At 66.1% G+C, this 20,953-nt stretch carries 22 protein-coding genes and 1 pseudogene; 13 read left to right on the forward strand and 10 right to left on the reverse strand.

What is annotated here, in order from left to right; translation table 11 throughout:
* From VMJ11_RS17500 to VMJ11_RS17525, 6 genes and pseudogenes are all read left to right on the forward strand, one after another.
* A partial coding sequence (locus tag VMJ11_RS17500) for a CaiB/BaiF CoA-transferase family protein (RefSeq protein WP_325620652.1) occupies positions 1 to 729 on the forward strand: 729 nt, incomplete at its 5' end.
* A gap of 188 nt (positions 730 to 917) precedes the next feature.
* Positions 918 to 1,727, forward strand: a complete 810-nt coding sequence (locus tag VMJ11_RS17505) for a CoA ester lyase (RefSeq protein ID WP_325620653.1) — start codon at positions 918 to 920, stop codon at positions 1,725 to 1,727.
* 9 nt (positions 1,728 to 1,736) lie between these two features.
* Positions 1,737 to 2,273 carry a DUF2889 domain-containing protein gene (locus tag VMJ11_RS17510; protein WP_325620654.1) on the forward strand — a complete coding sequence of 179 codons (537 nt, stop codon included), beginning with the start codon at positions 1,737 to 1,739 and terminating at the stop codon, positions 2,271 to 2,273.
* A gap of 44 nt (positions 2,274 to 2,317) precedes the next feature.
* Positions 2,318 to 2,435 (forward strand): annotated as a pseudogene (locus tag VMJ11_RS34495) (IS110 family transposase); the annotation flags it as partial.
* A gap of 691 nt (positions 2,436 to 3,126) precedes the next feature.
* On the forward strand, positions 3,127 to 4,527 hold the full coding sequence (locus tag VMJ11_RS17520; RefSeq protein ID WP_325620656.1) for a methyl-accepting chemotaxis protein: 1,401 nt from the start codon (positions 3,127 to 3,129) through the stop codon (positions 4,525 to 4,527).
* 166 nt (positions 4,528 to 4,693) lie between these two features.
* Positions 4,694 to 5,131, forward strand: a complete 438-nt coding sequence (locus VMJ11_RS17525; protein ID WP_325620657.1) for a hypothetical protein — start codon at positions 4,694 to 4,696, stop codon at positions 5,129 to 5,131.
* Between the two features lie 266 nt (positions 5,132 to 5,397).
* Here the strand turns inward: VMJ11_RS17525 and VMJ11_RS17530 are convergent, their stop codons facing one another.
* The gene (locus tag VMJ11_RS17530) at positions 5,398 to 6,084 is read right to left on the reverse strand and encodes an NADPH-dependent F420 reductase (protein WP_325620658.1); all 687 of its coding nucleotides are present in this window, start codon (positions 6,082 to 6,084) and stop codon (positions 5,398 to 5,400) included.
* A gap of 103 nt (positions 6,085 to 6,187) precedes the next feature.
* Between VMJ11_RS17530 and VMJ11_RS17535 the strand changes: the two genes are divergently transcribed.
* Positions 6,188 to 7,150: a LysR family transcriptional regulator gene (locus VMJ11_RS17535; protein WP_325620659.1), complete on the forward strand. Its 963-nt coding sequence runs from the start codon at positions 6,188 to 6,190 to the stop codon at positions 7,148 to 7,150.
* 55 nt (positions 7,151 to 7,205) lie between these two features.
* Here VMJ11_RS17535 and VMJ11_RS17540 read toward each other — a convergent pair whose 3' ends face one another.
* Complete coding sequence (locus tag VMJ11_RS17540) at positions 7,206 to 8,039, reverse strand: isocitrate lyase/phosphoenolpyruvate mutase family protein (protein WP_325620660.1); 834 nt, start codon at positions 8,037 to 8,039, stop codon at positions 7,206 to 7,208.
* Between the two features lie 249 nt (positions 8,040 to 8,288).
* On the opposite strand from VMJ11_RS17540, the gene VMJ11_RS17545 reads away from it, so the two are divergent.
* Positions 8,289 to 9,314: a LacI family DNA-binding transcriptional regulator gene (locus VMJ11_RS17545; RefSeq protein WP_325620661.1), complete on the forward strand. Its 1,026-nt coding sequence runs from the start codon at positions 8,289 to 8,291 to the stop codon at positions 9,312 to 9,314.
* A gap of 205 nt (positions 9,315 to 9,519) precedes the next feature.
* On the opposite strand, the gene VMJ11_RS17550 is transcribed toward VMJ11_RS17545, so the two are convergent.
* Positions 9,520 to 10,266: an IclR family transcriptional regulator gene (locus tag VMJ11_RS17550; protein ID WP_325620662.1), complete on the reverse strand. Its 747-nt coding sequence runs from the start codon at positions 10,264 to 10,266 to the stop codon at positions 9,520 to 9,522.
* Positions 10,267 to 10,524: 258 nt separating this feature from the next.
* Between VMJ11_RS17550 and VMJ11_RS17555 the strand changes: the two genes are divergently transcribed.
* Positions 10,525 to 11,709 (forward strand): pyridoxal phosphate-dependent aminotransferase, encoded by a 1,185-nt coding sequence (locus VMJ11_RS17555; RefSeq protein ID WP_325620663.1) that lies wholly within the window; start codon positions 10,525 to 10,527, stop codon positions 11,707 to 11,709.
* Here VMJ11_RS17555 and VMJ11_RS17560 read toward each other — a convergent pair.
* The 3 genes from VMJ11_RS17560 to VMJ11_RS17570 all read right to left on the reverse strand — a co-directional run bounded on the left by VMJ11_RS17560 (position 11,706) and on the right by VMJ11_RS17570 (position 12,908).
* Positions 11,706 to 12,098, reverse strand: a complete 393-nt coding sequence (locus tag VMJ11_RS17560) for a nucleotide triphosphate diphosphatase NUDT15 (RefSeq protein ID WP_325620664.1) — start codon at positions 12,096 to 12,098, stop codon at positions 11,706 to 11,708. The genes VMJ11_RS17555 and VMJ11_RS17560 overlap by 4 nt on opposite strands.
* Positions 12,099 to 12,171: 73 nt before the next feature.
* A complete protein-coding gene (locus VMJ11_RS17565; RefSeq protein ID WP_325620665.1) occupies positions 12,172 to 12,405 on the reverse strand; it encodes a hypothetical protein in 234 nt (77 codons plus the stop codon).
* A gap of 38 nt (positions 12,406 to 12,443) precedes the next feature.
* Positions 12,444 to 12,908 (reverse strand): Lrp/AsnC family transcriptional regulator, encoded by a 465-nt coding sequence (locus VMJ11_RS17570; protein WP_325620666.1) that lies wholly within the window; start codon positions 12,906 to 12,908, stop codon positions 12,444 to 12,446.
* A gap of 136 nt (positions 12,909 to 13,044) precedes the next feature.
* On the opposite strand from VMJ11_RS17570, the gene VMJ11_RS17575 reads away from it, so the two are divergent.
* Positions 13,045 to 13,674, forward strand: coding sequence for a LysE family translocator (locus tag VMJ11_RS17575; protein WP_325620667.1), 630 nt, complete (start codon positions 13,045 to 13,047; stop codon positions 13,672 to 13,674).
* Positions 13,675 to 13,765: 91 nt separating this feature from the next.
* Here the strand turns inward: VMJ11_RS17575 and VMJ11_RS17580 are convergent, their stop codons facing one another.
* Positions 13,766 to 14,272, reverse strand: a complete 507-nt coding sequence (locus VMJ11_RS17580) for a DUF1993 domain-containing protein (protein WP_325620668.1) — start codon at positions 14,270 to 14,272, stop codon at positions 13,766 to 13,768.
* Between the two features lie 366 nt (positions 14,273 to 14,638).
* Here VMJ11_RS17580 and VMJ11_RS17585 point away from each other — a divergent pair, with 366 nt between their 5' ends.
* Positions 14,639 to 15,262, forward strand: a complete 624-nt coding sequence (locus VMJ11_RS17585; protein WP_414694421.1) for a hypothetical protein — start codon at positions 14,639 to 14,641, stop codon at positions 15,260 to 15,262.
* 317 nt (positions 15,263 to 15,579) lie between these two features.
* On the forward strand, positions 15,580 to 15,849 hold the full coding sequence (locus VMJ11_RS17590; protein WP_325620670.1) for an RNA-binding protein: 270 nt from the start codon (positions 15,580 to 15,582) through the stop codon (positions 15,847 to 15,849).
* Between the two features lie 31 nt (positions 15,850 to 15,880).
* Here the strand turns inward: VMJ11_RS17590 and nadE are convergent, their stop codons facing one another.
* Positions 15,881 to 16,735: an ammonia-dependent NAD(+) synthetase gene (nadE, locus tag VMJ11_RS17595; RefSeq protein WP_325620671.1), complete on the reverse strand. Its 855-nt coding sequence runs from the start codon at positions 16,733 to 16,735 to the stop codon at positions 15,881 to 15,883.
* 153 nt (positions 16,736 to 16,888) lie between these two features.
* Between nadE and VMJ11_RS17600 the strand changes: the two genes are divergently transcribed.
* On the forward strand, positions 16,889 to 18,115 hold the full coding sequence (locus tag VMJ11_RS17600) for a L,D-transpeptidase (protein WP_414694422.1): 1,227 nt from the start codon (positions 16,889 to 16,891) through the stop codon (positions 18,113 to 18,115).
* Positions 18,116 to 18,170: 55 nt separating this feature from the next.
* Here VMJ11_RS17600 and VMJ11_RS17605 read toward each other — a convergent pair whose 3' ends face one another.
* Together VMJ11_RS17605 and VMJ11_RS17610 are read right to left on the reverse strand one after the other, a co-directional pair.
* Entirely contained in the window at positions 18,171 to 19,070 is a 900-nt protein-coding gene (locus tag VMJ11_RS17605) for a DMT family transporter (RefSeq protein ID WP_325620672.1), read from the reverse strand.
* A gap of 219 nt (positions 19,071 to 19,289) precedes the next feature.
* A complete protein-coding gene (locus VMJ11_RS17610) occupies positions 19,290 to 20,861 on the reverse strand; it encodes an ABC1 kinase family protein (RefSeq protein ID WP_325620673.1) in 1,572 nt (523 codons plus the stop codon).
* Between the last annotated feature and the right edge of the window lie 92 nt (positions 20,862 to 20,953).

A 20,953-nucleotide genomic window follows, 5' to 3' on the forward strand; every position in this document is an offset into this window, starting at 1 on the left:
ATGCCTGAGCACGCGCCCGTGCGCGCGGGCATTCCGATCGGCGACCTGGGTGGCGGCATCTTCGGCGCGATGGGCGTGCTCGCCGCGTTGCAGGCGCGTGAGCGCAGCGGCCGTGGACAGCACGTCGATGTCTCGATGCTCGATGTGCAGATCTCGCTCCTCACGTATATGGCGACGATGCATCTGATGTCGGGCCACGTGCCGGAGCGAATCGGCAACTCGCACTTCGTCCATGTGCCGTACAACACGTACCAGACGAAGGACGGTCACATCATCATTGCCTGCATCGGCGACGCGTTCTTCGAGCGCTTTCTCGCGGTGGTCGAGCGTCCCGAACTGCGCAAGCCGGAGTATCTCGCACAGCCGGCGCGCTATGCCGACAAGTCGCTTATCGAGCAAGTGATCAACGAAGAACTGATCCAGCAGACGTCGGCCTACTGGCTGGCCCGATTGCAGGCGGCGCGTGTTCCGTGTGGACCGGTGAACGACTTTGAATCGGCGCTCACCGACACCCAGGTGCTTGCGCGGGACATGGTCGTCGAGGTGCCGCTTTCGGGCGGCGGCAGTGTGCGCATGCCCGGCATGCCGATGAAATTCTCCGAATCGAACCAGACGAGCTTTGATCCGCCACCGACACTCGGACGGGACACCGAAAGCGTCCTCGCGGGCCTGCTCGACTACGACGCCGCGCACATCGATGCGTTGAGGCGAGATCGCGTGATTCAGTGACGCCAGGGACTGCACTTGCCGATAGCGCTGCGTCGTGCGCGCGTTGGCGCTATTTCAACCTTGGCGGCCGGATGCTCGAAGCGGCGATCCGCATGCATCGGATACAGAACTAGATACTCCGGACCGTGACCTCGCGACCGGAATGCCGAACAACGGATCTTCCAGGGAATCGGCGTCAGGAGATACACATGATTTCGCGCAGTTGCCTGTTTGTACCGGCCGACCGTCCCGAGCGCTTTGCAAAGGCGCTCGCAACCGCCGCTCACCAGGTGGTGATCGACCTTGAAGACGCGTTGATGCCGGGTGTGAAGACGCATTCGCGCGAACAGCTCGCGAACTGGTTGCGCACGGAGTTGCCCCACGCCGACAGGTCGCGCGTGGTCGTGCGGGTGAACGCGTTCGGCACACCGTGGCATGCGGACGATGTGTTGATGGTGCGCGCGTCGCCGGTTCGTAACGTCATGGTTCCGAAAGCAGAGGAGTCCGGACAACTTGGTGATATCGGAGCACGCTGCGGCGATGGAGTTGCGCTGACCGCGCTGGTCGAGACGGTCGTGGGCCTCGTGAACATGCGAGAAATAGCGCGCGAAAAGGCGGTTGCACGACTCGCATTCGGCTCCTTCGACTATTGCGTCGACGCCGGCATCGACGGGTTCGGAAGAGAGCTCGACTATGTGCGCTCGCGGTTTGTCGTGGAATCTCGCTATGCCGGATTGCCGCCGCCGGTCGACGGCGTGACCCTTGCCATCGACGACGCTGCGTCAATTGAGGAGGACGTAGCGCTCGGCCGACGCTTCGGTTTTGGCGGCAAGCTGTGCATTCATCCCAAGCAGGTCGACGTTGTGAACCGGGGGTTCGCGCCCAGCGACGACGATCGCGCGTGGGCCGCGCGCGTCCTCGCCGCGATGGCCGCCAATCCGCACGGCGCCATCGCTGTTGATGGCAAGCTGGTAGATAAGCCGATCATCGACCGCGCCCGACGGATCGAGGCGGGTTGAACGCGAATCATGGAACCGATGAAACCACGCGAACTTCTCCATACGCGAACGATCACGCTGCGAGGATACCGTCGTGAGGATGGGCTCTACGAGATCGAAGGCCACCTTTGCGATACCAAGACCTATGATCGCACTTCAAACGGTATCCACCGGAAGGCCGGTGATCCGATCCACGAGATGACTTTGCGAATCACCATCGGGACCGATTTTGTGATCCGAGACGTGCTCGCGCAATCTCACGTCGTTCCTTATCCGGGCCACTGCGATACGATCGGGCCGGACTACGGGAAGTTGATCGGCATGACCATCGGCGTAGGGTTCATGCGCCAGATGCGCGACCTATTGGGCGGCGTGAACGGCTGCACGCATTTGACCGAATTGATTGGCGGTGTGGCGACGGCCGCATTTCAAACGATGTGCGAAGAGATCAACAATAGCCGCAGCCCGACGCGTCCGTTTCAACTCGATGGCTGCCACGCTTTGCGCACGGACGGGGCCACGGTGGCGGAGTTTTATCCGCAATGGGTTCAAGGCGAAAACGGATAGGGTGCCACGCACGGCTTTTGCGCTCTGCCCGCGAACTGCGCCTGGTCAAGACGCAGGCGCAACAGACAGTGCTGTCGCTGCATCGCGCACGTGCCAGTCTTGTCAAGTCACGCACAGCGCTTGCCAACCAGATCCGCGGGCTTCTCGGAGAATTCGGTATCGTGCTGCCACAAGGTATCCGACTGCTTGGCCAGCGGGCCATGGCGGCTCTTTCCATTCGGGACGGTGAACATTGTGAGCCGTTCCGGGCGTTAATCCAGATGCTCGTCGAGCACTTGCGCGAACTTGGCAGCAAGGTGGCTGAGCTCGAAGGTCGTATCCGCGCAATCCATCGCACGGATGCGCCCGGTCAACTTCTCGACGCAATGCCCGGGATCGGGCCGCTTACCGCTTCGGCCCTGGCTGCCTGGAGGTGTGTAGCTTGGATGGTTTGCCATTAAGGAGTGAATGCGCCCAACGCCGTCGCCATTGGGAAGTGAGGCGCGAACTCTTTTGTGTGCACAGATCCGTGGCGGGTATGCGGGGGCGCTTTTCTGGGGGGCGGACCTCCACCCTGGCTAACGGAGCCCTTCAGCAATGGTTCTTATGGGGTTCCATCGATATGGTAGATGAATCAACTTTATGGTTGATAAGTCAAGCAGAAACTCTCAGTGGATTTCCCTTATACAGACGAGCGGCGGCAAGCCGATAAGTTCGAGGTGCGCAGTGGGCCAGGTGCTGCGCCGAAGCCACAACCTGGTCGTCAATCAGGAGCAGGGAATTCATGTCCAGCAGTCTTGCAGATGCCCGATTTGCCGGGGCCAATGCCGTAGTCAGTTCCGCACGCCGGGCCGAGGGAGTCGATAGCCCGCTGATGAACGCGCGCAAACGAGCCGATCGGGCTTGCGCGCTGGTCAACTGGATCCTTCTGGCGGCGTCGTTCGGTATCGGTTGGCACTTCGATGCGCTCATGCCGGTGTTCCTCGTCGGGCTGCCGCTCGCTCTCGTCTCCACGGTGCTCGCACTCGCCTTGCCCGGGCGGCAGGTGACGAGGATGGTTGCCGCGCTCACCTTCATGGGGGGCGCTGCCCTGCTGATCGATATCGGCGGCGGACAAGACGAGTTTCATTTCGTCGTGTTCATCCTGCTCTCTCTGCTGCTCGCCTATCGCGACGCGCGGGTCGTGCTGCTGGCCACCGGCTTCATCTCTATTCAACAACTCGCGTTCAATGTCTTTCAGGAGTGGGGCTGGCCGGTCAGAGTTTTTTCGCAAACCGGCTTCGACGTGGTGGTCCAGCATTGGGCATTTCTTTGGCTCCAGACCTTGTTCATCGCCGCGATCTCCGCGCGCCAGGAGCGCGACGCAAACATGGCGGGCGAACTCGCGGCCATGTCGGAGGGGATCGGGCAGGAGTCCGGTTACATCACGCTGTGCGAGCAAGCAACCCGGCCGGCCAGCGACGTGGCCAGCGCTTTCCACGCAACGCTCACGGCGGTGCGCAAGACGCTGCTACAGGTGCGTGACAGCGTGGGCGAGGTTGCCGAGTCCGTGGCTGGCACCAGCGAGCGCAACGCGGTCCTTTCGGAGAGGACCGAGCAGCAGCGACGCTCGCTCGAAGGGATGGTCGCCGCAATGGAGCAGCTCAAGCAAAGCGTGCACGAGAATGCCGATCACGCAACGGCCGCCAGCGCGCTGGCGGGCTCGGCGAGCGAGGTCGCGACGCAGGGCCGTGCGGCAATCAAGTCGGTGATCGAGACGATGGGCGATATCTATCGCTCGTGCGAGCGCATCACCGATATCATCGGCGTGATCGACGGCATCGCGTTCCAGACCAATATTCTCGCGCTCAACGCCTCGGTCGAGGCCGCGCGCGCAGGCGATCAGGGGCGGGGATTCGCGGTGGTGGCGTCTGAGGTCCGCACGCTGGCGCAACGCAGCGCCGCGGCGGCGAAGGAGATCCGTGGGCTCATCGGCGAGTCGGTCGAGCGCGCACGTACGGGCAACGGCCTCGTCGAAAGCGCCGGCAATACGGTGGGGGACGTGCTCGAGAGCGTCTCGCGCCTGTCGTCCATCGTTCACGAGATGGCAACCGCCACCGGCGCCCAGCGGGCGGGCATTGACCAGATGGGCGACAACATCGCCGGCATCGACGCGGCGATACGCGAGAATGCGGCGCATGTCGCTGATACGGTCGAGCAGGTCAAGCGCCAGCACCATCAGACCGAGTTGCTTGCCAGCGCGGTCAAGGTGTTCAGGCTGGACCGGGTTGCTTGAGGCCGACTATTTGCGGCGTGCCCCCACAGCGCATGTCATAGCCTGACGGCGTTTTCTGTCAGATAATTTTGTTACACCTCTTACGGAGCGGGGCCTTCCCGGTTACAAAGTGCTTTCATTTCGGCCGCTATACTCGGTGCCGTCTTAAAACCGTAAGAGCACACCTATGTCGAAGAAAATCATCCAGATGGTCGCCGTTGCAATGCTGACTGCCGCTGCATCGTTGCCGGCGCTGGCCGGCGATATGAACAACGCACTGGGCGGCGCGCTCGGTGGCGTGGCCGGCGCTGCCCTGGGTGGCGCCGTGGGCGGCAGCACTGGCGCGGTGATCGGCGGCGCGGTGGGCGGAGGCGCGGGTGGTGCGGTCACCTCGAATCGTCGCGAGCGCACGGGCGCCATCATCGGCGGCGCGCTCGGCGGGGGCGCCGGCACGGCGGCCGGCAACGCCATGGGCGGCCGCACCGGTGGCCTGATCGGCGCTGCGGTGGGCGGCGGCGCAGGCTCGGCCATTGGCGGCAACATGTCGCGTTCGAACTCGTATGCCGAGGAATATTCGCGCGGCTATCACGGCAAGCGCCACCCCAAGCACCATCGCTACGACTAAGGGCGGCTTGCCGGCCGGACCGACTATGTGCCGCTGCACCTCGTGTTCGCGCCGCATAGGCACGCTCATGCGGCCGCGCTGCCCCTGGCAAGCTTGATTCGGCATGCCAGGTAATTTCAGCGCTTCGACAATGCGCGACGGTCCGCAGGTGTGGGGCTCGTGGCGCGAGCCGTCGCCGTGCACCTGTGCTGGCTGAGCTTCGATGGCGGGGCGTACCCACTGACCCGATCGAGCTTCGCGGCCTCCCCTTCAAGGCTCGCGCCGCATCAATCCAATCTCGGTTTGCGGCGCCACGAGCCGTGCGGCAACTCCTTGTCGCGCTCGGCGGCAGCCAGCGCCGCGCGCAGCTGCACGCGGTTCAACGGGATGCAATAAGCCGGCTTCGCGCGCTCGAAGCGCCAGCTATCGGCGAGTGAGCCTGCGTCGAGTACGTCGAAATCGAGTTGGGCATGCATCCCGGCCACGAGCGCCTTCGCTTCTTCATCGTCGGCCGCGACAGGCAGTGCGCGCCGGCCGTCCTCGATCGGCGGTCGCGTGTCGCGCGGCAGGTCGTACGCCAGTATCGCGTTGAACGCCTTCACCACCCGTGCGCCGCTCAAGTGCCTGGCTACGCGCTCGCTCGTGGTCGAGCGGTATTCGTCGAATGCGGCAATGGCGCCGTCGCGTGGCGGGTAGTAGTTCATTGTGTCGATGACGACTTTGCCCGCGAGCGCGCTGGCCGGTATCTCGCCGAGCGCATTCAGCGGCAGCGCCGCGATCACGACCTCGCCGAATGCGGCGGCTTCTTCGAGCGTGCCGATCCGGCAACCCAACGCCGCCGCCTGATCCGCTCGCGCCTCGGGATGGCGCGACGAGAGCATGACCTCGTAGCCCGCCTGCGCGAGCAGTTCGCCCAGCGCGGAGCCGATCTCGCCCGCGCCCAGAATGCCGACCGGATATCGATGTTCGTTCATGGGAATCCCCGTGTTTCACAATGGAAACCCGAGCGTAGCGCCGAAACTGCCATGCGATAATCAGCTGAAAATTGACAACAGCTGAAACCGTGGGTTTCCAATCGTGGACAAATTGACCAGCATGACCGTGTTCGTGAAGACGGCGGAATCCGGTTCGTTCACGGCGGCGGCGCGCACGCTCGCCATGACTCCGCAGATGGCGGGCAAGCACGTCGACGCGCTGGAAAAGGAGCTCGGCGTGCGCCTGCTCCATCGCTCCACGCGCAAGCACGCGCTGACGGAAGCCGGCCGCGCCTATTTCGAAGCCTGCCGTCGCGTGCTAGAAGAAGCTGCCGCGGCAGACGCCATCGCGCTCGCGCAAACTGGACACCCTCGCGGGATCCTGCGCGTGACGGCGCCCGTCGCGTTTGGGACCTATCGGCTAGGGCATGAAATCAAGGCGTTTCTCGCGGATTTCCCGGACGTGAAAGTCGATCTCGTGCTGAGCGACCGGCAGATCGACCTCGTGCAGGAAGGGTTCGATGTGGCGTTTCGCATTGGCACGCTCGCCGACTCGCAGCTCGTGGCACGGCCGCTCGTGCCGTACCGCCTCATGCCGTGTGCCGCGCCGGCGTATCTCGCGGCCTTCGGCACGCCGAAGCATCCACGCGATCTCACTCAGCACGTGTGCCTCGATTACGCGTTCGACAGCTTTCCGGCGCCGCACACGTGGACCTTCATGGACGCAGACACGGCCATCGAGGTCGAGCCGCGCAGCCAGCTGCGCTGCAACGACAGCCGTGCGTTGATTGCGGCGGCCGAGGCGGGGGCGGGGATCGTGCTCGCGGGCGAGCCGAACGTGGCGCAGTCGGTGGCGGCGGGGCGGCTCGTGCCGTTGCTGGAAAATTACGCCGCGCCGGTGCGGCCGATGCATCTTCTCTATGCGGATCGACGCGCGCAGGCGCCCAAGCAGCGTGCGTTCGTGGCGTGGGCACTGGCATGCTTCGGCGAGGCCGGCTTCGATGCGCAAAAGCCGGCGCCGGCGCCGCTTCGCGCGCGTCGTTCGCCGCGTAAGCGGCGCGGATGAATCAGTTCACCGCGTTGATTCACAGCATCCATTCACCGCGCGGCGCTGGCCGGCGTTACATCTCGCCGCGGAAAAAATCATCGAGCTTCGCACCGGAAGCCGCGCCTTCGAAGCCGTCAAAGCGCCCCTCGGCCAGCAACTGCGCCGCGTGCATGAAGCTGCCCCATGCGGTGCGGGCGAGCGCGCCGCCCACGCTCACGCGTCGCACGCCCAGCGCGGCGAGTTCGCCCAGCGTGAAGGCCGACTTCGCGCCGATCAGCACGTTCACGGGCTTCGGCGCAACAGCGGCGACGACGGCCGCGATCTGCTCGCGCGTCTGAATGCCGGGGGCGTAGAGGCAATCGGCGCCCGCCTGCGCGTACGCCTGCAAGCGCGCAATCGCGTCAGCGAGGTTGGGCACGCCGACCACGAAATTCTCCGCGCGGCCAACGAGCAGGGTGTCGCCGCCACGCGCGTCGATTGCGCGGCGCGCCGCGCGAATTCGCTCGACGGCTACCTCGATCGGCAGCAGCGGGGCCGCGGCTTTGCCGGTCGAATCCTCGACGGAGAGCCCCGCAACGCCGGTCTCGACCGCGAGGCCCACGCTTTCCTCCACGCCGGCCGGATCCGCACCGAAGCCGTTCTCGAAGTCGGCGTTGACGGGCAGGTTGGTCGCGGCCACGATCTCGCGCAGGTGCGCGAGGATCGCATCGCGCGAAAGGGTGTTGTCCGCATGGCCGCGCGACCACGCGAATCCGGAACTGGTGGTCGCGAGCGCCTTGAAGCCGAGGCCCTCGAGATAACGCGCGCTGCCTACGTCCCACGGGTTCGGCAGCATGAAGCAGCCGGCGGCGTGCAGCGCGCGAAAGTCGGCGCGTTTTTCGGCAGTGGTGCGGGCGGGTCCTGACATGGCTCGTTTCCTCGTTGCTCGGGTGTGAGTGGGGCGCAGCGTCGCGCGCGTTTTCGATTGTGACTGAATTCGTCGATGCGCATTCGATCGGTGCCTGCTATCGCGCTGCGTTTTAAAAAAATCAGGATGCCAAATTAAATGAATGCCTACGAGGATTTGTGCGATTGCCGGTTCAAAACGCGGAGGAAGTGAGGCGCTGCCGTTATCATATGCGCTGTCTACATTTTGCCGTTCAGCCCGATGTCCAGAATGCCCGCCCCGAAAGCCACGCCGCCCCGCATGTCCGATGTCGCCCGTCTTGCGGGTGTCTCGAAGATGACGGTTTCCCGTGTGATGGCGGGGCGCAGCGCGTCGGAGGCGACCCGCGAGCGTGTGCGTCGCGCCATCGAAGAGCTGGGCTACGTGGCCGACGCGGCGGCCGGCGCGCTTTCCTCGGGGCGCACGTCGTTCGTCGCGGTGCTGGTGCCTTCTCTCTCGAGCTCGAACTTCTCGGACACCGTGAGCGGCCTGACGGCCGTGCTCGAACCGCAGGGACTCGAATTGCTGATCGGCGACACCGACTACCTGCCCGATCGCGAAGAGCGTCTCGTGCGCCAGATGCTGCGCCACCAGCCGCGCTGCATCGCGCTGACCGGCGCGCAGCACACGGACGCCACGCGCACGCTGTTGCAGCGCTCGGGCGTGCCCGTCGTCGAGATGTGGGACCTGCCCGCGGAACCCATCGACATGGCCGTGGGCTTCTCCAATGTGAGCGCGGCGCGCGAGATGGTGCGCTATCTCGCGGACAAAGGCTATCGGCGCATCGGCTTTCTCGGCGGCGCAAGCGAGCTCGACCGGCGCGGCCTCGACCGGCTCAAGGGCTACCAGCTGGAGATGAAGGCGCTCGGGCTCGACAAGCACCGCGTGGTGCGGCTCGGCGAATCGCCGGTCACGATGAGCCACGGCGCGCCGGCCATGGCCGAACTGCTGGAGCGCTGGCCCGACACGCAGGCCGTGATGTGCGTGAGCGACATGTCGGCGTTCGGCGCGATCATGGAGTGCCAGCGGCGCGGGCTGCGTGTACCCGACGATATCGCGATTGCCGGCTTCGGCAACTTCGAGATTGCGGCCTGCTGCCATCCGACGATCACGACGGTCTCGGTGGACGCCTATGGCATCGGCCAGCGCACGGGCGAGGCGATCGTCGCCGCGCTCGCGGCCGCGGACGGTGAGAGAGCAACGCATCCCGCGAAAACGCGGATTGATTACACCGTCGTGCCGCGCGAGAGCGCTTGAGCTTGAGCGCGGTTTTCTGGCGGCCACTGTCGCGGTAGTTGTCCTCGTGGGGAACGCCAGGCGGTCATGCTAGCGGCTGGCAAGTTCGAATCGCAAATGTGCGAACCGCGCGAAGCGCCTGAACTGACGCACTCTGCGCGTGATCGCGGAGCGCGGCGGCCCGCGCCATTCGCACTGAGCCATCCGGCGTGCGAGGGGCGAGCCTTCAGAGCGACTTGCCGATGCGGTGCGCCATCTCGACTACCGCGATCGCGAGGCGCTTTTCGCGGCGCGCGTCGAGGCGCTCGAGGGGCAGGCTTGTGCTGACTGCCACGCGTTTGCCGAGCGCCGTCACACCTACGTATGCAGCGAAGCAGGCGATGCCGGCGCTCACCTCTTCGCGCTCGTGCGCGAGGCCCGAGCGGCGAATCGCAGCCAGCGCCGCGAGCAGGTCTGACTTGCGCGTGAGGGTGTTGGCCGTCACGGCGGGGAGTTGCCGCGGCAGGACGGCGTTGACTTCTTCGTCGGGCAGGCTCGCGAGCAGGGCCTTGCCGAGCGCACAGCAATGCGCGGACAGCCGCGAGCCAAGATCGGAGATGAGGCGCACGGGCCGCGCCGCGTCTTCGCGTGCGATATACACGACTTCCGCGCCATCCAGCACCGCAAGCTGAACGACTTCGTTATGCGTTGCGACGAACGCCCCGGCTTCCCGCCTAAACACCTCCTGAAGCCGATCGTGCCGCACGTAGGCGCTGCCGAGCTCGAACAGCGTGAGACCGACGATATAGCCATCGGCGCGCTTTTCGATCCAGCGCCGGCGTTCGAGCGAATCGAGCATAAGGTAGAGCGTGCTGCGCGAGAGGCCGGTGGCCTGGGCGATTGCGGCGGCGCGCACCGGGCCCTGTGCGTGGGCGAGCACGTCGAGAATGTCGTGTATGCGCCGCAGCGCGGGAACTTCGTACGGTGAGGACATGGGTGCCGCGTGCAGGGTTTGCTGCCGGAAAGGCTATCCAGCAGGTTGGAAATACTAACATCACGTTGGACAGTGCGGAGAGCCAATCCTGCAATCGATGATCCTTGCATAAGCGCGTCGGCATTTATTTCTCCGTCGCATCGTTCCTTGGTATCGTTGTGGACGCGTCGTGACGTGGCGCGCGCACACGCAATAACAGGAACAGTTTGAACGCTGCGGCGCGAGAGCGGTGCCGTGCGTTCGGGAGAATCGCGGAAGATGAAGTATTCGAATCTGGTCGAGCGGTTGCAGGGCCGTCGCACGACGGCGTGGGAGATCCATCACGCGGCGGTGCAGGCCGCGGCGCGCGGCGAGGACGTGATCGTGCTGAGCGTGGGCGATCCCGATTTCGCGACGCCCGCACCGATCGTCGAGCGCGCCGTGGCCGCGCTGCGCGAAGGCGACACGCACTACACGGCCATCATGGGCCGCGAGCCGCTGCGTGAAGCCATTGCGCGCGAACATGCGCGGCAAAGCGGGCGCACGGTCGGCGCGCAGAACGTGATTCTCTGCGCGGGGGCACAGAACGGCTTGTTCGCGTCGTCGCTTTGCCTGTGCGAGGCCGGCGACGAGGTGCTCGTGCCCGAGCCAATGTACCTGACCTACGAGGCCGCGATCCGCGCGTCGGGCGCCACGCTCGTGCCGGTGCCGGTCGATCCCGCGAGCGGCTTTCATCTCGACTGCGACGCGCTCGAGGCGGCCGTCACGCCGCGCACGCGCGCGATCTTCTTCGCGACGCCGTGCAACCCCACCGGCGCGGTGATGCCGCACGAGCACCTGGAACGCATCGCGCGACTGGCGAAGCGGCACGATCTGTGGGTGCTCTCCGACGAGGTCTACGCCGACCTCACGTTCGAGCGCGAGCATGTGAGCATCGCCGCGCTCGACGGTATGGCAGAGCGCACGGTCACGCTCGGCAGCCTCTCGAAGTCGCATGCCATGCCGGGTTGGCGGCTTGGCTGGGCCATCGCACCCGAAACGATGATCGCGCATATGGCCCGGCTCACGCTTTGCATGCTCTACGGCTTGCCAGGCTTCATTCAGGAGGCGGCGCTCACGGCGCTGGACCAGCGCACGCAGATCGTCTCGGAGATGCGCGAGATATATCGGCGCCGCCGTGACATCGTCTACGAACGGCTGGCGAACGTGCCGGGCTTGAAGTGCCTGCTGCCCGAAGCTGGCATGTTCATGATGATCGACATCCGCGGCACGGGCCTCGACACGCAGGCGTTCACCTGGCAGCTTTTCGAAGCGCAAAAGGTTTCCGTGCTCGATGCGAGCGCGTTCGGCGAGACCGCTAACGGCTTCGTGCGGCTAGGGTTCGTGGTGGACGAGCCGAGGCTCGTTGAGGCGTGCGAGCGTATCGCGGCGTTCGTGAGGGAGCGTGCGGCCTTGGCGTGCTAGCGAGTCTCGAAGTAGAGGCGGGTTGGCTCGAACAGGTCCGCGGGCAGCGTGTCCCGCGTGAACCACGCCCAGCGCTCGCACTTGTCGGGCTCGGCGACAACCGGAGTGCCGCATGCGCGGCCCTCCACGAATAGCGTCACGTGGCGAACGCGGCCGGTTTCGAGCCATCCGCTCGCCCAGCCGGCCGCATGCGCGGCGCTCAGATCAAGGCTGGTTTCCTCGCGCAGCTCGCGCGCGGCGGCGGTGAGGGGATCTTCGCCTGGCTCGATCTTGCCGCCCGGAAAGGCCCACGTGTCGCGTCCCCACGCACTCAAGCGCCGCCCGAGCAGCCACGATGCGCCATCGCGCACGACGACCCCAACGCCGAACACGGTGGCGGGGGCGCTCATGTTCTGTGTCATGTCTTGAGGTGATTGATCTGGAGTCCGAATTTTGTGAGCCGGCTTCCAGTGGGGAAAGCTCCTAGCGCTCACCGTCGAGCAGATCGTTGAGCATCTCATCGAAGGCGGCCTGCGCGTCTTCCAGTTCCTGGAGTGCCGCGTCGAAGGTCTGCAGCGCGAACTGCGACGGACGGCCGTCGCCTTCAGGCGGGAACTGCGACTGCAGCGAGGTGAACGCCGCCTTGACGCGTTGAGTTGCCGTCAGCACGCGATCCATCGCGGCGGATTCTTCGGCTCGTGCCTGTTCTGGGGTCATCGGATGCTCCGTTTCGGGTGAATATCGTTGGGGGGCGGTCAGGGCAGCGGCAGTCCGCTCTCGGCCTTCACTTCGCGCAGCGACAGCGCCGATTCGACTGACGTGACACCGGGCAAGCTACGTAGCTGGTCGCGCATGAAGGTGCCGTAGTCGTCGAGATCGCGGGCGACCACCTGCAAAATATAGTCCGCCGTGCCGGACACGTTGTGGCAAGAAAGAATGCGCTCGATCGCCAGGACCTCGCGCTCGAAACGCTCGGCGAGCGCGCGGTCATGCACGGCAAAGCGCACCGCGACGAATCCCACGACGCCATAGCCGAGCGCGCGGCGCGACAGCACGGCGCGGTAGCGCTCGATGTAGCCCTCCTGTTCGAGGCGCTTGAGGCGGCGCGCGCAGGGCGTTTCGCTCAGGCCCACCATTTCGGCGAGCCGTGCGTTCGACATGCGCCCGTCGGTTTGCACTGCGCGGAGGATCGCCCGGTCGAGTTTGTCGAGGTCGCTCATGGCGATGAGTGGAATTCTGGCAAGAATTTCAGAATCTTAGCGTATTCCGCTAACTAGTGACGGTCGGATTGCGAAAAACGCCAGAAATCGCTCCCCATGGAGCGGCAAGATAGAGCCTCTTATACGCGAGGCCAACATGTTTTCCGCCCACCTGCTGTTGATGTTCATCGTCGCCCTGATCATCGTCTCCGCGCTGCCCGGCGCCGACATGGCGCTCGTGATGCAGACCAGCATGAGCCGCGGCACGCGCAGCGGCTTTGCGGCGGCCTGCGGGCTTGGTCTCGCGCGTGCGACCCACGTGACGCTTTCGGCCTGTGGTCTCGCAGCCTTGCTGCGCAATGCGCCGTGGCTCTACGAAGTCGTGCGCTACGTGGGCGCGGCGTATCTCACGTGGATCGCCGTGCAGATCTTCCGCGCGCCGGCGTTCGTGATGCCCGAGCAGGCAGGCGGTATCGTCGTGGCGCGGTCGCGCCGGGCCGATTTCGCCAAGGGACTGCTCACGAACCTGCTGAACCCGAAGGCGCTGCTGTTCTGTTCGGTCCTGCTGCCGCAGTTCATCCGGCCCGAGGCGGGCTCGGTCTGGCTGCAGGTGAGCGTGCTGGGGGGGGTGCTGGTTGCCGTGTGCGCGTTCTTCGACGTGATCTATGTGCTGGGCGCCGCGCGCATTGCCGTATGGCTGCGCCGGCATCCGCTGGCGCAGACGGTTCAGAAGTGGGCGTTTTCATCCGCGTTGATTGGCTTCGCGCTGCGGTTGTCGCTCGACTGACTTTTGCGGATGACGTCCTTGTGACAGCGTGCGGCGCGCAACGCGCCACACGCTTTTTCTTTTGCCGCTCACGCGGCGCAAGCCCCACGCGTTAGCGGGTGCCCAGATAGTCGAGCTTGCCCAGTTCCACGCCGTTGTGACGCAGGATGTCGTAGGCCGTCGTGATGTGGAAATAGAAGTTGGGCATCACGAAGCCCAGCAGATAGCTCTGCCCGGTGAACTCGATGGGGCCGCTGCGCAACTTCAGCGTGATGCTGCGTTCTTCCGAGCCGTCGATCTGATCCGGCTTGAAGGTATTCAGATAATCGATCGTTTTCTGGATACGGGCGTGCAGCTCGTCGAAGGTGACTTCGACATCTTCGAATTTCGGGGCGTCGACGTCGGCAAGGCGTGCGGCGCAGCCCTTTGCGGTGTCGGTGGCGATGTGGATCTGGCGCGCGAGCGGGAGCATGTCGGGGAAGAGACGCGCGCCCGTCAGCGCGGAGGGGTCGATCTGCTTCTCGGCCGCGTGCGCCTGAGCCTTGCCGATGATGTTTTGAAGGTTGGTGAGCCCGCGCACGAGCACGGGCACCGATGCTTGATACATGGAAATGGACATGGGGATTCCTCGTTTCTTCGAATGCGCGCGATGCGCCCCGTGACAGAGCTGACCGGGCCGCCCATTATGCGCTATCGCGTCGCGCGCTGCCATCGGCCCATCGGCATGTCATGAGCGAGAAGGTTCGATCTTGCCCCGCGTGGCCGGATTAATTACCTGGGAATCCATATCAAAAATTTCCCGCGAGACGCTGGAGTTGCGAGCGGTTGAGCCTGGGCACCCGGCATTGCGCGGGCTGCGCGGAACAGTGCCGTGCACGCATGCTTGCAGGCTAGTGTGTGCAATCCGCACGACAAAATTCGAATGTGGTCTAATAGCCCGGCACCAACCATCCATCCCGCGTCGTGCCGCACGATGCGCTCAACCATGAACGCAGGAAAGGCAGCAAGACGCCGCATCGCGCGTCGCATGGCAGAAGGTTTCGCTTATTGCAAAGGCGCGACGCCGTGGCGGGCGCGCGGGTTGCGCTTCGCCTCGCTGGCGCCGCTTGCGCCGCTGGTTCTGTTGGCGCTCGCGGCAGGAGGTGCGGCGCAGGCCGCATTCGCGCAAGATCCGGGGCTGCTCGATGCACGCGTTACGCAGCAATCGGTTGGCGAAACGATCTGCCGCCCGGACTATGCCGATACCGTGGCGCCGCCGTTCGACCAGACCATGGAACTGAAGGACCGCCTGCTCGCGGCGCGCGGCATCGACGCCGACGACGGCGCGCGCTACGCGCTCGACCGGCGCGTGCCAATCGTCCTTGGCGGGTCGCCGGACGCCACGGCCAACTTCGACCTGCTGCCGTGGGACGGTCACGCCGGCGAGCGCCGCAAGTCGCTGCTCACGGTGCGTCTGAAACGCTGCGTGTGCGCGGGGCGGATGACGCTCGCCGAAGCGCAGGCCGCGATCACCGGCAACTGGCCGCACCAGTACGAGCACCTCACTCGCATGGCGTGCGTCGGGGCGGCAGACGAGACGACAGCGGCGAGTCGCGACGACGGCTCGTGAAACCTTTTCGTTTGCACCCTTCGCTCTCTGGGCACGCTGGTTGCGAACCCGCTCAGGTGCGCTCCTGGCAGGCAATATGCCGCAGCGCGCGGCTCGCCAAATGCGACTATGCTGATGCTGATCAATAAAAAGAGGTAATCAGAATGCTTACGTCCAGCCTTTTGCTGATTGGCATTGCGGCCCTCCTGGGCCAGATGGCTTGGACCCGTTCGCGAGTCCGCGCGAGTTTGCAGCCCGTGCGCGTGCGTGCGAGGCAACCTCGCCGGTTCCGCTGAGCACTGCGCCTCGAATCCCCATCACTCGCCGGGTAGGCCCCCATGCACCTGACTGTCTGGAACGTCCCCGAAACCTGCAGCGAGCAGGACGTACGCGACTTTTTCGAGCGCGAGCTCGGTCATTACGCCAAGGGCGTCACCGTTTATGACGTGGGCACGCCGAATGCGCATGCGGATCTCGAACTCGATTCCGAAGTGCCTTACGTGGCCGATACCGTGGCGCGCGAACTGCAGTCCCGGCGCCTCGCTGGCGTCGCGCTAAGGGTGAGCGCCACGCCGTTCGACGGCGAAGCGCAGCCGCCACGCAACTGAATTTTTCGCGCGGCGGCACTTGCGCTTCGGCTCAAACGGCATCGTCAGGCGTATAGGGCAGTGCCCGCTTGTGGCGCGTTGCGTCGTAGAAGCGAAAAATCGTCTCGTACGCGTGATCGCTCACGGGCTTGCCTTCCAGAAAGTCGTCGATCTCGTCATAGCCGATTCCGTACGCGTCTTCATCCGGATGCAAGGGGCGCAGCGTCTCCAGGTCAGCAGTCGGCGTTTTCTCGACGAGCGCTTCGGGCGCGCCGAGCGCTCGTGCGAGCGCGCGCACGCGCCGCTTGTTCAGGCCGGCGAGCGGCAGCACGTCGGCGCCGCCGTCGCCGAACTTCGTGAAAAAGCCCATCAGCGATTCCGCCGCGTGATCCGTGCCGATCACGAGCCCCGAACGCGCGCCGGCCACGGCGTATTGCGCAATCATCCGCGCGCGGGCCTTGATGTTGCCGTGAACCCTGTCTTGCGCGCTCGCGTCGGCGAACGCGAGGCCGCCCGACACGAGCGAGGCGAGCATCGCGTCGGCGCTGGCGCGCATGTCGACGGTCAGGGTCTCGTCTGGCGCGATGAAGGCAAGCGCGGCGGCGGCGTCCGCTTCGTCGCGCTGCGTGCCGTAGGGCAGACGCATCGCGATAAAGCGGGCTGCGGCATGGCCCTGTGCGCGCAGGCGCTCTACGCTCAGTTGCCCGAGGCGGCCGGCCGTAGCGGAGTCGATGCCACCGCTGATGCCGAGCACGAGCGCCTCCATGCCGCTTGCTCGCAGGCGCTCGTCGAGGAAGCACACCCGGCGCTCGATCTCGGATTGCGCGTCGAAGCGGGTGGCGACGTTCAGCTCGGCGATGATGCATTGCTGGAGCGCGAGGCGGTCGGCGGCGGATCGGGCAGGCATGGACGATTCCTTTGCGCGGCGCGCGCCACAACGGCGAACACCGTGCGTTGTCTGGTCTAATGAGGAGTGGTCGTTGCGCCGCCGGCAACGCCGCACGTGATGGCGCCCGACGTATCCGACTTCAAACAAGATGCACAATCAGCCGGACTCACGATGAACGACAATTTTCCGCGGCGCAAGGGCGCTTGCGTGCCGGGCGGCGTCCGGGGGGACGCCCCGAATTCTCCGCATCATAAAGTGCCGCGCCGAGGGGCGCTGGCGTGCCGCGCGGTGGTGGCCGTGCTCTGTGCCTGGTGGGCTGCGAGTGCAGCTTATGCTGCTGATGGCGTGGCGGCATCCAGCGCGCACGTCGCGTCGGGTAGCGTGCAGAGTGCGCCTGCGCATACTGCGACGAAGCCTGACGCAGCGCCCGTGGCCGCTTCGAGCGCTTCCGCGGGCGCCGCAGTTTCAGGCGCGTTGGCAACGCATGCGGCGTCCGCGCCGGCGCCTGCTTCAGCGGCTTCAGGCGCTGCGGCCGCTTCGTCGGCCTCCGCCGCGCTCGCTGCATCGGCGCCTCCCGTCCTGACACTTCCTGCTCATCCCTCGCTCACGCCCGAGGAGGCCGCGGTGCAAACGCAGCGCGCGCTCGAAATGCGCAAGTCTTTCGCGCGCGACGTCAATCGGCGCCTGCGCGTGCCGCTCGCCGACCAGCGCGCGTACGGCGAGCGCCTCCAGGCCGCGCTCGAGGAAGAGAACCTCGGCGCGCTGGCTGGCGAATTCGTGATCCTCGTCGATCGCAGCGCGAACGTGCAGGCGCTCTTCATCTATTTCCGCGCGTTGCCCGGGGAGCCGTGGCAGATGATCGGCGCGTCGCCGGTCGCGACGGGCCGCCCCGGCGAGTTCGACCACTTTCTCACGCCGCTCGGCGTGTTCGCTCACACGCCGCAAAACATGGACTTCCGGGCGGAAGGCACCATGAACCAGAACGGCATACGCGGCTACGGCCGGCGCGACATGCGGATCTACGATCTCGGATGGGTGGATGGCGAGCGCGGCTGGGGCAAGGGCGGCTACTCGCAGATGCGCTTCCAGATGCACGCTACCGATCCCGATCGCCTCGAGCCGTTGCTCGGCATTCGCCATTCGAAAGGTTGCGTGCGCATTCCCGCCACGCTCAATGCGTTCATCGATCACTACGGCATCATCGACGCCGAGTACCAGGCGCTCGTCGATTCGGGCAAGTCGCTGTGGGTGCTCCATTCGGACCGCGAGATCACGCCTTGGGCGGGGCGCTTCATCGTCGTGATCGACTCGGAGCGCAAGACGCGGCCCGCCTGGTCGCCCGCACCGGGCAGCAGGGTGCGCGCGAAGGTGCCGGCCGGCGCCGACACCGCAGACTGAGCGAATGCGCTGACGATGAACGCGGCGGTCATGCGCGGCGTTCATCGGCTCGCGCCTATGCGCGCCGCGCGATCAGCACGCCCGCCAGCGCGACGCCGAAGCCCGCCATCTGCGTTGGCGTGAGGGTCTCGCCGAACAGCAGCCAGCTTTCGAATGCCGCGAGCGGCGGCGCGAGAAAGAGCAGCGCCGTGGCGCGTGCGGCGTCGCCGTGGCGCACCATCCAGACGAGCAGCGTGACGCCCGCGCCCGAGAGCATCGCGATTCCCCAAGCCAGCGAGAACCACAAGGTCGGCGACGCGATCCAGCGCGTCTCGCCGAGACCGAGCGCGAGTACAGCGGCGACGATGGCCGCGCCAGCGTTCTGCACGGCGCTCGCGCTGCGAATATCGGCCTGCGCGAGCGAGGTCTTCTGATAGAGCGTGCCCGCCGTAATCGAGCCGACCGCCGCCACCGCGACGATCACCACGAGCAGGGAGTTCGCGTGGCCGGGCGCGGCGGTGTCGCCGATCGCGCTGCTTGCGGCTTGCGTGGCGGCGCGCAGCTTGGGGCTCAACACGAGCACGACGCCCGCGAGGCCGAGCGACATGCCCGTCCAGCGCCGCGGCGGCAGGCGCTCACCGAAGAGGCGCGCTGCGACTGCGGCTGTCAGGAGCGGTTGGAGCGCGCCGAGCAGCGCCATCACGCCCGCGCTCAGGCCTTGCGCAACGGCCCAGTAGCCGGCGCCCAGATAGACGCCCTGCAGGAGCGCGCCTGCGAACAGATGTTTGCCGATTTCGCGTCCGCGAGGCCATGGCGCGCGCACAGCGAGCGCGACGCACGCGAACAGCGCCGCCGTGCCGGCGAAGCGCGCGAGCAGGAACAGGTTGGGGGCGGCGTAGGGCGCAATGGCGCGGGCAACGACGAAACCCGTCGACCACAGGGCGACAAAAAGGGCAGGGGCGAACGTGGCGAGCATCGGAGTCGAAGAGGGCGCGGGCGGGTGCTGCGTCCGGAAATCGCGAAAGGCTCGGAGTATCGCGCGGGGTGGGGTCGACGGTCTTGTTCAGGACTGCACTGGCAGAGCGGGCGCAGGGAAAAGGATCGTCGCGCGACGATGCGAGCGCAACTAACTGTCAGCCCCGTGCCGCACCCACGAACACACATGCCGCGGGGCGGCAGTTCTGCACAGAGCGGCTTAGCTGGCAAACAACATCGCCGTCAAGCCAATCACGCCGCCGCACAGTGCGCAGGCGACAAGCAGCGCGCGCGTGCGCCGATGCTCGCGGTGCCACGCATCGAGCAGCGTGGGCTGGGTGGCTTGCCCGGATGGATGGCCGTGCACGAGCTTCGCGTGATGCTCGAAGTAGTGGAACAGCATCTGCGGCACGCGCGGCGCGATCTGCGCGAGGTGCGGCAGCTCTTGAGAAAGCCGTCGGATCCAGCCATGGTGGCCGAGATCGTGCCGCGCGATGTCGGCGAGCGTGTGCCGCGCAATGCCCCACGCATCGACGCCCGGATGAATCGAGCGTGCCAGCGCCTCGGCCTGGCCAAACGCGCGCTGCGCCGCCGCGAGGCGCGGCGACACCTCGCCGCCGAACGGCTGCACGGCATGCAGCAAATGATGGAACAGCGCCCCCGCGCTGCGCTCGTCGCGATCGCTCGCAAAATGCGCTTCGCTGCGCGTGCGCAGCTCGGCCTCGATCTGCTCGGTGCGCGCGTGTGCGCTCACGTGGCCCGCCACGTGATGCAGCGTCGCGAGCCGACCGTAGTCCTGCTCGAACAAGGCCATCGCGCCGTGCACGAAGAATTCGCGCTCGGGTGAGGAAAGGCTCGTCATCAGCGAAGCGCCGGCGAGCACGAGGCGCCCACGCGTTGCAGGCTCGACGCTCACGGCAACGCGCCGCGCGTCGAAGGCCGCGTGAAAGAAGCCATGCTCGAACGCCTGGCGCGTGACGACTTCGATCAGGTTCGCCGCCACTTGCGTGACATTGATGTGGTGCTCGGCAAGCCCGTCGAGGTTGGTCGCGCGCACGGTGTCGATGTGCTGCACCGCGAGCGTCTGCGCGGTGCAGAGGTCCCAGATCACGTCGGGCACGACGATGCGCGGGTCGTCGCCGAGTTGGTGGTTGCTCTGGCTCAGGTTGGCGGCCTGCGCGCGCAGGTCGAAGCGGCGCTGCAGGTCTTCGCGCAGCGCCTGCGCGAGCGCGTGCAATTGCAGCCTGCGCGCGGCGCGCGAAAAGCGCTCCATCCAGCGCGCCACGCCACACAGTAGCGCGGCGTCGTCGTCGACTTCCTGGACCTGCTGCGTGCGCAGCACGCGCAGCGTGATCGTCTGATGGCCGTTTACCGGCAGCGCGAGCCGCGCGACGTGCGTCTGTTCGCACCAGCCGTTGTGGGCCGGCGTGGGGTCGATCCACGTGAGTAGCGTTTCGGGCGGCTTGCCGAGCGCGGCGCGCAGCGTGGCGGCGAGCGCGTCGCGCGACAGCGGATCTTCGAAATGCTCGATGGCGTCGATGGCGTCGTGCAACGTCGCGCCGGCCAGTTCGGGGCGCGAGGCAAGTGTTTGCGCGAAGGCCGCGGCGAGCGGTGCGAGACGCGGCAGCGAACCGTGCAGGCGCGCGGCGAGACGCCGGTCGCCGTGCAGGCTCGAAGCGAGCGTGACGAACCAGTGCAGCTTGTGGTGCTCGGGCGCGGCGAGCCAGATCAGCCTGAAGCCATAACGCAGCGCACAAAACAGCAGGCGCAGTTGACGAAGTCGTGAACGCATGAATTCCGGTGGTCGGCAAGACGGGCGCCGCGCGAGCGTACGCGCGACCCCCACGAGATTAGCAGGGATGCGCGCGCGATGGCAGGGCTGCA

The organism is Paraburkholderia sp. (assembly GCF_035501035.1).
Lineage (GTDB): Bacteria > Pseudomonadota > Gammaproteobacteria > Burkholderiales > Burkholderiaceae > Paraburkholderia.

What these genes read in the sequence shown, in the direction of transcription:
- VMJ11_RS17505 (WP_325620653.1), top strand. Translation starts at nt 918, where the DNA reads ATGATTTCGCGCAGTTGCCTGTTTGTACCGGCCGACCGTCCCGAGCGC.
- VMJ11_RS17510 (WP_325620654.1), top strand. Translation starts at nt 1,737, where the DNA reads ATGGAACCGATGAAACCACGCGAACTTCTCCATACGCGAACGATCACG.
- VMJ11_RS17520 (WP_325620656.1), top strand. Translation starts at nt 3,127, where the DNA reads ATGAACGCGCGCAAACGAGCCGATCGGGCTTGCGCGCTGGTCAACTGG.
- VMJ11_RS17525 (WP_325620657.1), top strand. Translation starts at nt 4,694, where the DNA reads ATGTCGAAGAAAATCATCCAGATGGTCGCCGTTGCAATGCTGACTGCC.
- VMJ11_RS17530 (WP_325620658.1), bottom strand. Translation starts at nt 6,084, where the DNA reads ATGAACGAACATCGATATCCGGTCGGCATTCTGGGCGCGGGCGAGATC.
- VMJ11_RS17540 (WP_325620660.1), bottom strand. Translation starts at nt 8,039, where the DNA reads ATGTCAGGACCCGCCCGCACCACTGCCGAAAAACGCGCCGACTTTCGC.
- VMJ11_RS17545 (WP_325620661.1), top strand. Translation starts at nt 8,289, where the DNA reads ATGCCCGCCCCGAAAGCCACGCCGCCCCGCATGTCCGATGTCGCCCGT.
- VMJ11_RS17550 (WP_325620662.1), bottom strand. Translation starts at nt 10,266, where the DNA reads ATGTCCTCACCGTACGAAGTTCCCGCGCTGCGGCGCATACACGACATT.
- VMJ11_RS17555 (WP_325620663.1), top strand. Translation starts at nt 10,525, where the DNA reads ATGAAGTATTCGAATCTGGTCGAGCGGTTGCAGGGCCGTCGCACGACG.
- VMJ11_RS17560 (WP_325620664.1), bottom strand. Translation starts at nt 12,098, where the DNA reads ATGAGCGCCCCCGCCACCGTGTTCGGCGTTGGGGTCGTCGTGCGCGAT.
- VMJ11_RS17565 (WP_325620665.1), bottom strand. Translation starts at nt 12,405, where the DNA reads ATGACCCCAGAACAGGCACGAGCCGAAGAATCCGCCGCGATGGATCGC.
- VMJ11_RS17570 (WP_325620666.1), bottom strand. Translation starts at nt 12,908, where the DNA reads ATGAGCGACCTCGACAAACTCGACCGGGCGATCCTCCGCGCAGTGCAA.
- VMJ11_RS17575 (WP_325620667.1), top strand. Translation starts at nt 13,045, where the DNA reads ATGTTTTCCGCCCACCTGCTGTTGATGTTCATCGTCGCCCTGATCATC.
- VMJ11_RS17580 (WP_325620668.1), bottom strand. Translation starts at nt 14,272, where the DNA reads ATGTCCATTTCCATGTATCAAGCATCGGTGCCCGTGCTCGTGCGCGGG.
- VMJ11_RS17585 (WP_414694421.1), top strand. Translation starts at nt 14,639, where the DNA reads ATGAACGCAGGAAAGGCAGCAAGACGCCGCATCGCGCGTCGCATGGCA.
- VMJ11_RS17590 (WP_325620670.1), top strand. Translation starts at nt 15,580, where the DNA reads ATGCACCTGACTGTCTGGAACGTCCCCGAAACCTGCAGCGAGCAGGAC.
- nadE (WP_325620671.1), bottom strand. Translation starts at nt 16,735, where the DNA reads ATGCCTGCCCGATCCGCCGCCGACCGCCTCGCGCTCCAGCAATGCATC.
- VMJ11_RS17600 (WP_414694422.1), top strand. Translation starts at nt 16,889, where the DNA reads ATGAACGACAATTTTCCGCGGCGCAAGGGCGCTTGCGTGCCGGGCGGC.
- VMJ11_RS17605 (WP_325620672.1), bottom strand. Translation starts at nt 19,070, where the DNA reads ATGCTCGCCACGTTCGCCCCTGCCCTTTTTGTCGCCCTGTGGTCGACG.
- VMJ11_RS17610 (WP_325620673.1), bottom strand. Translation starts at nt 20,861, where the DNA reads ATGCGTTCACGACTTCGTCAACTGCGCCTGCTGTTTTGTGCGCTGCGT.